Source organism: Streptomyces sp. NPDC030183 (assembly GCF_055573455.1).
The window spans coordinates 90,946-99,384 of the sequence record NZ_JBVIBK010000029.1 but is presented as its reverse complement, the minus strand read 5'-3'; the positions used below and the strand labels follow the sequence as shown (position 1 = coordinate 99,384).

The 8,439-nt window shown below is 71.9% G+C and carries 7 protein-coding genes; 2 read left to right on the top strand and 5 right to left on the bottom strand.

The window, feature by feature from the left end:
- The first annotated feature begins 617 nt into the window (after nucleotides 1-617).
- Complete coding sequence (gene trpS / locus ACZ4Z2_RS30535; RefSeq protein WP_468080388.1) at nucleotides 618-1,613, top strand: tryptophan--tRNA ligase; 996 nt, start codon at nucleotides 618-620, stop codon at nucleotides 1,611-1,613.
- A gap of 66 nt (nucleotides 1,614-1,679) precedes the next feature.
- Here trpS and proC read toward each other — a convergent pair whose 3' ends face one another.
- The 5 genes from proC to ACZ4Z2_RS30510 all read right to left on the bottom strand — a co-directional run bounded on the left by proC (nucleotide 1,680) and on the right by ACZ4Z2_RS30510 (nucleotide 5,821).
- Nucleotides 1,680-2,492: a pyrroline-5-carboxylate reductase gene (gene proC / locus ACZ4Z2_RS30530; protein ID WP_468080387.1), complete on the bottom strand. Its 813-nt coding sequence runs from the start codon at nucleotides 2,490-2,492 to the stop codon at nucleotides 1,680-1,682.
- Nucleotides 2,493-2,607: 115 nt separating this feature from the next.
- Complete coding sequence (locus ACZ4Z2_RS30525) at nucleotides 2,608-3,420, bottom strand: ABC transporter permease (protein WP_468080385.1); 813 nt, start codon at nucleotides 3,418-3,420, stop codon at nucleotides 2,608-2,610.
- The gene (locus tag ACZ4Z2_RS30520) at nucleotides 3,417-4,277 is read right to left on the bottom strand and encodes an ABC transporter ATP-binding protein (RefSeq protein WP_468080384.1); all 861 of its coding nucleotides are present in this window, start codon (nucleotides 4,275-4,277) and stop codon (nucleotides 3,417-3,419) included. Before ACZ4Z2_RS30520 ends, ACZ4Z2_RS30525 begins: the two co-directional genes overlap by 4 nt.
- Nucleotides 4,278-4,711: 434 nt before the next feature.
- On the bottom strand, nucleotides 4,712-5,281 hold the full coding sequence (locus ACZ4Z2_RS30515) for an EamA/RhaT family transporter (RefSeq protein WP_468080382.1): 570 nt from the start codon (nucleotides 5,279-5,281) through the stop codon (nucleotides 4,712-4,714).
- Between the two features lie 195 nt (nucleotides 5,282-5,476).
- Nucleotides 5,477-5,821 carry an SH3 domain-containing protein gene (locus tag ACZ4Z2_RS30510; protein WP_468080380.1) on the bottom strand — a complete coding sequence of 115 codons (345 nt, stop codon included), beginning with the start codon at nucleotides 5,819-5,821 and terminating at the stop codon, nucleotides 5,477-5,479.
- A gap of 183 nt (nucleotides 5,822-6,004) precedes the next feature.
- On the opposite strand from ACZ4Z2_RS30510, the gene ACZ4Z2_RS30505 reads away from it, so the two are divergent.
- Nucleotides 6,005-8,278, top strand: coding sequence for a protein kinase domain-containing protein (locus ACZ4Z2_RS30505; protein WP_468080379.1), 2,274 nt, complete (start codon nucleotides 6,005-6,007; stop codon nucleotides 8,276-8,278).
- Nucleotides 8,279-8,439: the final 161 nt, after the last annotated feature.

The following is an 8,439-nucleotide window of genomic DNA, read 5'->3' as shown; positions in this document are numbered from 1 at the left end:
ACTCTCGGGCTTTCCTCCGGGCGCTTCCCTTCGGTCTTGCGTTTCCGACTCTATCAGATCGTTTTCCGATCCGATTTCCTCGGTGCTTTCCAGGTCCTCGCTTTCGCGTTTCCCTTTCCGGCGGTTCCGACTCTATCAGATCCTTTCGGACCTGATTCCCAGTCAGCGGGAGCTGCCTTCGCGGCTGTTGGGCCGTTCCGACGAGTGAGACTTTAGCGGATTCCCGGCTCCCGAGCTAATCGGGGCCTGCGCCCTTTCGAACGCGGATTCCTCATTCTGCAAATACACATGCCAATGGCACGACGACGCATCGCCGATTGTTGGTGTTTACCTGCGGAATCGCTGTCCGGGGACCGACCGGGGTCGGCGCTCACGTCGGACAACCCGGAGAACACTACGGACGGGCCCAGGACGTGTCAACTCGCTGCGGGACCCTCCCCTCGCCGCGTAGCCTGACCTCCATGACTACGCGTACGTGTCACCAGCAGTGGTGGGCCGCCTGACGGCGGCCGCGCTCACGTACGCACTCAACGGCCGCCGCCCCCGGCGGCCGTTCGCGTATCTCCCTCCGAGGAGCGGCCGGCCGGCGGCGGCGGTCCTGACCAGGAGGATGAGAGATGACGCGGGTCTTCAGCGGGATCAAGCCGACCGGGCACCTGACGCTCGGGAACTACCTGGGGGCCGTACGGCGGTGGGCCGACGTCGATCAGCACCGGACGGACGCACTGTTCTGTGTGGTCGACATGCACGCCCTGACCGTGGACCACGATCCGGCGCGGGTGCGCAGGCTCAGTCGGCAGGCCGCGACCTTGCTGCTGGCGTCCGGGCTGGATCCGGAGCTGTGCACCCTCTTCGTACAGAGTCAGGTCGACGAGCACGCGCGGCTGTCGTATGTGCTGGAGTGCGTGGCCACCGACGGCGAGATGCGGCGGATGATCCAGTACAAGGAGAAGGCCGCGCGTGAGCGGGGCCGGGGTGGGAGCGTCCGGCTGTCGCTGCTGACGTATCCGGTGCTGATGGCCGCGGACATCCTGGCGTACGGAACGGACGAGGTGCCCGTCGGCGACGACCAGACGCAGCACGTGGAACTGGCGCGGGATCTGGCGGTGCGGTTCAACCAGCGGTACGGGCAGGCGTTCGTGGTGCCGCGGGCGACGCATCCCAAGGTCGGCGCACGGGTCATGAATCTGCAGGAGCCGACATCGAAGATGGGCAAGACGGACGATGTGGGGCCGGGCATCGTCTACCTGCTGGACGAGCCGGATGTCGTGCGGAAGAAGATCTTGCGGGCCGTGACGGACAGCGGGCGCGAGGTCGTCTACGACCGGGTGGCGCGGCCGGGGCTGGCCAATCTGCTGGAGATCCTCGCTGCCTGTGAAGGTGGGAACCCCGAAGACCTGAGCGGTGTATATGAATCGTACGGAGCTTTGAAGAAGGACACCGCAGAGGCCGTGGTCGAGCTCCTCAGGCCCGTACAGCAGAGGCACAAGGAGTTGTGCGCCGATCCTGCGTACGTGGAAGAGGTGTTGCGGTTGGGTGCGGAGAAGGCCAGAGGGATGGCTCGGCCGCGGGTGGACGCGGCGTACCGGGCGATCGGGTTGTCGGCCGGTTGACCGCTGTGCCGGGGGTGTGACGGCGGGGTCCCGCCCCCGGCTCTGCGGCTGGGTCGGCTGTCGCGGTCAGCTGCTGTTGCCCGAGGCCAGCTCGCGACTGCGGTCGCGGGCGGCTTCGAGCGCGGCGATCAGCGCGGCGCGTACGCCGTGGTTCTCGAGTTCGCGGATGGCACTGATCGTGGTGCCTGCCGGGGAGGTGACGTTCTCGCGGAGTTTGACGGGGTGTTCGCCGCTGTCGCGGAGCATCGTGGCCGCGCCGATGGCGGACTGGACGATGAGGTCGTGGGCCTTGTCGCGGGGCAGACCCAGGAGGATGCCCGCGTCGGTCATGGCTTCGACCAGGTAGAAGAAGTACGCCGGGCCCGAGCCTGAGAGGGCGGTGCAGGCGTCCTGCTGGGACTCGGGGACGCGGAGAGTCTTGCCGACGGCACCGAAGATCTCGTCGGCGTGCGCGAGATCGGCCTCGCTCGCGTGGCTGCCGGCGGAGATCACGGACATGGCCTCGTCGACGAGGGCGGGCGTGTTCGTCATGACACGGACGACAGGGGTGCCCGGGGCCAGGCGCTCCTCGAAGAAGGAGGTGGGGATGCCTGCCGCGCCGCTGATGACCAGGCGGTCGGCGGGGGTGTGCGGGGCGAGTTCGTCGAGGAGAGTGGCCATGTCCTGGGGTTTGACCGTCAGGATCAGGGTGTCGGCTGTCTTCGCGGCCTCCGCGTTGGTGACCGGGGTGACGCCGTAACGGGCGCGGAGTTCCTCGGCGCGCTCGGCGCGGCGGGCGGTGACCAGGAGGTCCGCGGGGGCCCAGCCGGCTCGGATCATGCCGCTGAGCAGGGCCTCGCCGATCTTTCCGGTGCCGAGGACTGCGACTTTCTGGGTCATGGTGCGGGTGCCCTCCGGGGGTGCGTCGTCCTGGGGCCATCCTCGCACCGGGCGTGGGGCTTCGGGTGGTGTGTCCGGTGGGCGGGATGCGGGGCTCGGGGGCTGCGGAGGGCGGTTACCTCGTCCGGCGCCTCAGGGTTGCCGCTCCCAGGGTCAGGACCAGGAGGGCGCAGCCGGCGACGATCGAGACGTCCCGGATGAAGGTGGCGGTCATGTCGGTGTGGAGGAGGACTTCGTTCATGCCGTCGACGGCGTAGGACATGGGGAGGACGTCGGAGATCGCTTCGAGGGCGGGGTGCATGTCCTCGCGGGCGGTGAACAGGCCGCAGAGGAGGAGTTGGGGGAAGATCACGGCCGGCATGAACTGGACGGCCTGGAATTCGGAGGAGGCGAAGGCCGATACGAAGAGGCCGAGGGCGGTGCCGAGGAGCGCGTCGAGGAGCGCGACGAGGAGCAGCAGCCAGGGTGAGCCGGTGACGTCCAGGTCGAGGAACCAGACGGCCAGGCCGGTGGCGAGGGCGGACTGGATGATCGCCAGGGTGCCGAAGGCGAGGGCGTAGCCGGCGATGAGGTCGCCCTTGCCCAGGGGCATGGCGAGGAGGCGTTCGAGGGTGCCGGAGGTGCGCTCGCGCAGGGTGGCGATGGAGGTCACCAGGAACATGGTGATCAACGGGAAGATGCCGAGAAGTGAGGCGCCGATGGAGTCGAAGACGCGTGGGCTGCCGTCGAAGACGTAGCGCAGCAGGAACAGCATCACGCAGGGGATGAGCAGCAGGAGGGCGATCGTGCGGGGGTCGTGGCCGAGCTGGCGGAGGACCCGGGCGGCTGTGGCCGTCGTACGGGAGTAGTTCAGGGCCCTGGGGCGGGGTGGGGGCGTGGCGGCGGTGGCGTCGTGGCCGGTCTGCGGGGCGGGGGTCGTGGTGGTCATCGGTTCGGCTCCTTCTGGGATGACGCTGTCGCGGCGGCCTCGTCGACCAGGTGCAGGAAGGCCGCTTCGACTGTTTCGGCGTGGTTGCGGGTGCGGAGGGCCTCGGGGGTGTCGTCGGCGAGGATCTCGCCGTCGCGCATCAGAAGGAGGCGGTGGCAGCGCTCGGCCTCGTCCATGACGTGGGACGAGATCAGGAGCGTGGCCCGGCGTTCGTCGGCGATGGCGTGGAAGAGGTCCCAGAGGTCTCGGCGGAGGACGGGGTCCAGGCCGACCGTGGGTTCGTCGAGGACCAGGAGTTCGGGGGTGCCGAGGAGGGCGACGGCCAGGGAGACGCGGTTGCGCTGGCCGCCGGAGAGGTTGCCGGCGAGGGCGTCGGCGTGGGTGGTGAGGTCCACGTCGGCGATGGCCCGGGTGACGTTCTCGTGGCGGCGGTCGGCGGCGGTGCGGCCGGGGTCGAGGATCGCGGCGAAGTAGTCGAGGTTCTGGCGGACGGTCAGGTCGTCGTAGACGGAGGGGGCCTGGGTGACGTAGCCGATGCGGGAGCGGAGGGTGGGGGCGCCGGCGGGGTGGCCCAGGACCTGGAGGGTGCCGGTGACCTTGTCCTGGGTGCCGACGATCGAGCGCATCAGGGTCGACTTGCCGCAACCGGAGGGGCCGAGCAGACCGGTGATCTGTCCGGGCGGGACCTCGAAGTCGAGGCCGCGGAGGACTGTGCGGGGGCCGCGGGTGACGGTGAGGTTCTCGGCACGGATGGCGGGAGCGGGCGGCGGGGCCGAGCGGGTCCTCTGGGGGCCGGGGGTGTTTGTCGCGGGGTCGGGGGGTGGGGGTGCGGACTTTCCGGGCGAGTAATTCATCATGTGATGAATAATGCTCCGCAGGGGTTCGGCCGTCAAGGCGCGGGGAGGGCGCGGAGGGGTGCGTCGGTGCGCGACGCTGTGCGGTGCCCTCCTGGGGCGCAGGCCGAAGGGCGCGCCGAGGGAACGCGGGGCGCGGAAGGACGTGCTGCTGGAAGCCGTGGGTGGGGCGGCGAGGGCGCCCGTGGTGTCGGTCTCGTCCAGGGGGCGTCGGCGTTCAGGCCGAGGGAGCGGCGGATGCGGGTGGTGGCGTCGGTGTTCCACCACAGGGCCAGGGCGTCGCCTGGGCGCAGGACGTGGAGCGCTTCCGGGACCGAGTGGGCGGGGTGGTCCGGTGTCAGGACTGGGCGTCTGTGCGGAAGTCGACGGAGGTGGTGGCGACCGGGAGGGCGTTGCCGTCGGCCCGGACGAGCGGGAAGTGGGCCGGCTGCTCTGGCTCAGCCTCGTGGGCGGCGCTTGGCCGGGTTGCCCGTTCGTTTGGTGGTGCGGCGGGTGTACTGGGTTAGGGCGGTGTCGTAGGTCTGGCGCTGGAGGGACTCGCCGGGGGCTTCCTTGAGGGAGCGAAGGAAGTAGGCGGCGAGGGAGCCTATGAAGCCGATGGCGAGGAGGCCGCGCAAGGAGGACTGGCGGTCGGGGTCGGGGCGCCGGGAGAACGAACCCCAGGTGTGGCCGAAGGCCAGGGCGCTGCAGACGGCGAACATGACGACGACCGTGATCGAGACGAAGCCGCCCACCGCCGCCAGTTGCAGGCCCTCGTAGGCGAGGCGCAGCACGAGGCAGGAGGCCGCCACGGCGGCGAGGGAGCCGAGGGAGACGGTCACGCGGCGTGCCGTGTAGGTGCCGTCGTGGTTCAGCCAGGTCGTCCCGAAGAACCGGATGGGTTCGGGAAGGGGGCCCTTGGGTGTCGCGGGGGCCTTGGCGGCGGAGGAGGCCCCGGGGGCCTCGGCGGTAGTGGGGGTCCTGGCGGGCTGCGGCTTCGCCCCGGTTCCGGTCTGCTTGTCGCTCACGGGTCGATTATGGCTCCGGCGCGGATGACGGCCACGGGCCGGTGAGGTTGTGCTCGGGCAGCGGCCACGGCCCGTGGGGCTGTGCCCGGACGGCACCGTGGGCCCCCGCCCCGCCTCCGCCGCCGAGCGCAAGGCGCCCCCGCCCCTATCCGTGGGCGAGGGCGCCCTCGTGTGGGCTCCGGGCCCCTTGCCGGATCAGCCGCAGCGGCCGGCCACGTAGCCGTCGGCGCCGGTGTAGACGTAGGCGTCGGAGATGTAGTCGCCGTCGCCGATGTTGTCCCAGATGTTCGTGGTGCCGTAGGGGCCGGAGATGGTCTGGCCCGGGGTCTGGCAGAAGATCGGGACCCTGGCGCCCTCGGCGAGGACGCGGACGATGCTGTAGCTGGTGCTCGGGCCGCTGCGGACGTTGACGCGGACGCCCGGGGCGACCGAGTAGTAACGGACGGCTGCCGTCGCCGTCGCGGCGGTCGCCGCCGTGGCCGTGGCCGTCCGCTCCCCCTCGGCGTCGCCCGTGATCTCGTCGACATGGTTGATGGACATGCGAAAACTCCCCCCGTTTCACCCCATGACAGCCATGGGGACCCCTTGATACCCCTGAATCAAGACACGTACACCTGTGCCTTCTTCGTACGCGGAGGCTAGCAAGCCGCCTCTGTCCCGTACGTGTCATCGACTAGGCTCCGTGCGTCGCGCGAGCGGCCGGAACAGCACGGGGGTGTGCCCATGGCGCCACAGCGGGACACCGGTTCGGGAGCGGAAGCGGAACTTCCCGAGTACGCCGGTCAGTACCGCCTGGAGTCATGCCTCGGCTCCGGTGGCATGGGCGTCGTCCATCTGGCCACCTCGACCTCCGGACTGCGGCTCGCGGTGAAGGTGGTGCACGCCGAGTTCGCCAAGGACCCCGAGTTCAGAGGCCGGTTCGAGCAGGAGGTCGCGGCGGCGCGACGGGTGAGCGGTGCGTTCACCGCGCCGGTCGTCGACGCCGACACCGACAGCGCCCGGCCCTGGATGGCCACCCTCTTCATTCCCGGTCCGACCCTCGCCGAGCACGTCAAGCGGAACGGGCCCATGGCGCCGGGGCAGTTGCGGCGGCTGATGGCGGGGCTCGCCGAGGCGCTGCGGGACATCCACCGGGCGGGCGTGGTGCACCGGGACCTCAAGCCCAGCAATGTGCTGCTCGCCGAGGACGGGCCGAAAGTCATCGACTTCGGCATCTCCCGGCCCAAGGACAGCGAACTGCGCACCGAGACGGGCAAGTTGATAGGAACACCGCCCTTCATGGCTCCGGAGCAGTTCCGGCGGCCGAGGGAGGTCGGGCCCGCCGCCGACATCTTCGCCCTCGGTTCGGTGACCGTCCACGCGGCGACCGGACGCGGGCCCTTCGACTCCGACAGCCCGTACGTGGTCGCCTACCAGGTCGTCCACGACGAGCCCGACCTCACCGGCGTACCGGAGAACCTCGCGCCGCTCGTGCGGGACTGCCTCGCCAAGGAGCCGGAGGACCGGCCCACGGCGGACGAGTTGATGCACCGGCTGCGGTCGGTGGCGGCCTCCTACGACACCCAGGCGTTCATACCGGCCCAGCGAGAGTGGCAGCGGGAGCGGGGTTCGGGTGCGGGCGGGCAGTGGAAGCGCTCCGCGCGAAACCCCCTGGCCGCTGAGGGGCCGGCGGATGCGGACGGAACGGCCGGGGCCGACGGCGGGGAGGCCGGCGGTGTTCCGGCCGACGCCACCGGGGCCGGTAACCCTCCGGCGGCTGCCAGCGGGTCCGGGAGCCCCCCGGCCGACGCCGCCGAGACCCGGGGCCGGCGTGGTCGGCCGCGCGGGCGGGCGCTCGTGGTGGCCGCCTCGCTGGTGCTGGTCGCGGGCGGGGTCCTCGGCTCGGTGCGGTGGCTCGGGGACGGCGCGGAGGCGGGCCGGGGGGAGGCCACGCCCCGGGCCACCGTGGCCGCCGCTCCCGCGCTCGAACCCTGGGCGACGAAGCCGGCGCCGAAGAAGGCGGGGGCGCCGCAGTGCGCGTACGGGGCGGGGAAGCTGGTGTGCGCGCGACCGGGGCTGGTCTCGGCGCTGGATCCGGCCGACGGCCGGGTGCTGTGGCGGCACGCCGTCACCGGGGACACCAGTGAGGCGCCCGTCGTGTCGGGCGGTCTGGTGCACGTCTCCACGGACGCGGGCGGGCGGTCGCAGGCCCTCGACCCGGCGACCGGCGAGGTCCGCTGGGAACGGGACCTGACCGCGTACAGCGGCCGGCGGTTCGTGGGCGGTGTGCTCCTGCTGACCTCGGCCGACGGCACCGTCACCGGCCTGGACGGCGCCACCGGCGACAGGCTGTGGAGCCGGGCCGTGCCGGGGCAGCGGGAGGCGTACTTCACCTCGTTCGGTGGGGACGGGCCGGCCTATGTGGCGAGCGTCACCGGTGAGGGGGCGCAGGCGCGGACGCGGGTCACCGCGGTGGATCCCGAGAGCGGGGACGTGGTGTGGGACGCGCGGCTGGACGGTGCTCTGAAGCCGGTGGGGGCCAGTGGCGGCGCCCTCTTCCTGGTGGCCAGCGGCGGGGTGTACGGCGACACGGTCGGTGTCGTCCGCCACGACCCCGGTACGGGGGCGACGGACCGGTTCACGTTGCCCGTGCGGCTGGAGCAGGCCCTCGCCGCCGTCCGCGGTGACGTCGTCTACCTGCTGGGCATCGGCGGGTCGGCCGTGGCCGTCGACATGGGGGCGCGCAAGCAGCTCTGGCGGGCCGAGACCGGGGTGGCGCAGGGTTCGGCGCCCGTCGCCGACGACCGGCACGTGTACTTCACCACCGCCGACGGGCGTCTGCTGGCACTCGACGCCCGCAAGGGCCGGCTCGCCGGGGAGACGTCCCCGCGGCTCGGCGACACCGACCGGGTCGCGGCCGCGCTGACCACTCCGGTCGTGCTCAAGGGGCGGGTCTGCGCGGGCGCGCCCGACGGCACGGTGTTCGGGGTGGACGCGGGGGACCCGGCGGGTTGGTGACCGCCCGGGCCGCCGTACCGCAAGACGCCCGAAGCCCCCCGGCCCGCCCGGCCTGCCTGGCCCGGCCTGCCTGGCCCGCCCGGCCTGCCCGGCCCGCCAAAGCTCCCCGGCCCGCCAAGCCGCCAGGGCCGCCGGGCCGCCGGGCCGCCGGGCCGCCAAGC

Bases quoted from the DNA above. Each gene is read 5' to 3' on its own strand.
- proC (WP_468080387.1), bottom strand. From the start codon at position 2,492: ATGACCCAGAAAGTCGCAGTCCTCGGCACCGGAAAGATCGGCGAGGCC.
- ACZ4Z2_RS30520 (WP_468080384.1), bottom strand. From the start codon at position 4,277: ATGATGAATTACTCGCCCGGAAAGTCCGCACCCCCACCCCCCGACCCC.
- ACZ4Z2_RS30505 (WP_468080379.1), top strand. From the start codon at position 6,005: ATGGCGCCACAGCGGGACACCGGTTCGGGAGCGGAAGCGGAACTTCCC.
- ACZ4Z2_RS30510 (WP_468080380.1), bottom strand. From the start codon at position 5,821: ATGTCCATCAACCATGTCGACGAGATCACGGGCGACGCCGAGGGGGAG.
- trpS (WP_468080388.1), top strand. From the start codon at position 618: ATGACGCGGGTCTTCAGCGGGATCAAGCCGACCGGGCACCTGACGCTC.
- ACZ4Z2_RS30525 (WP_468080385.1), bottom strand. From the start codon at position 3,420: ATGACCACCACGACCCCCGCCCCGCAGACCGGCCACGACGCCACCGCC.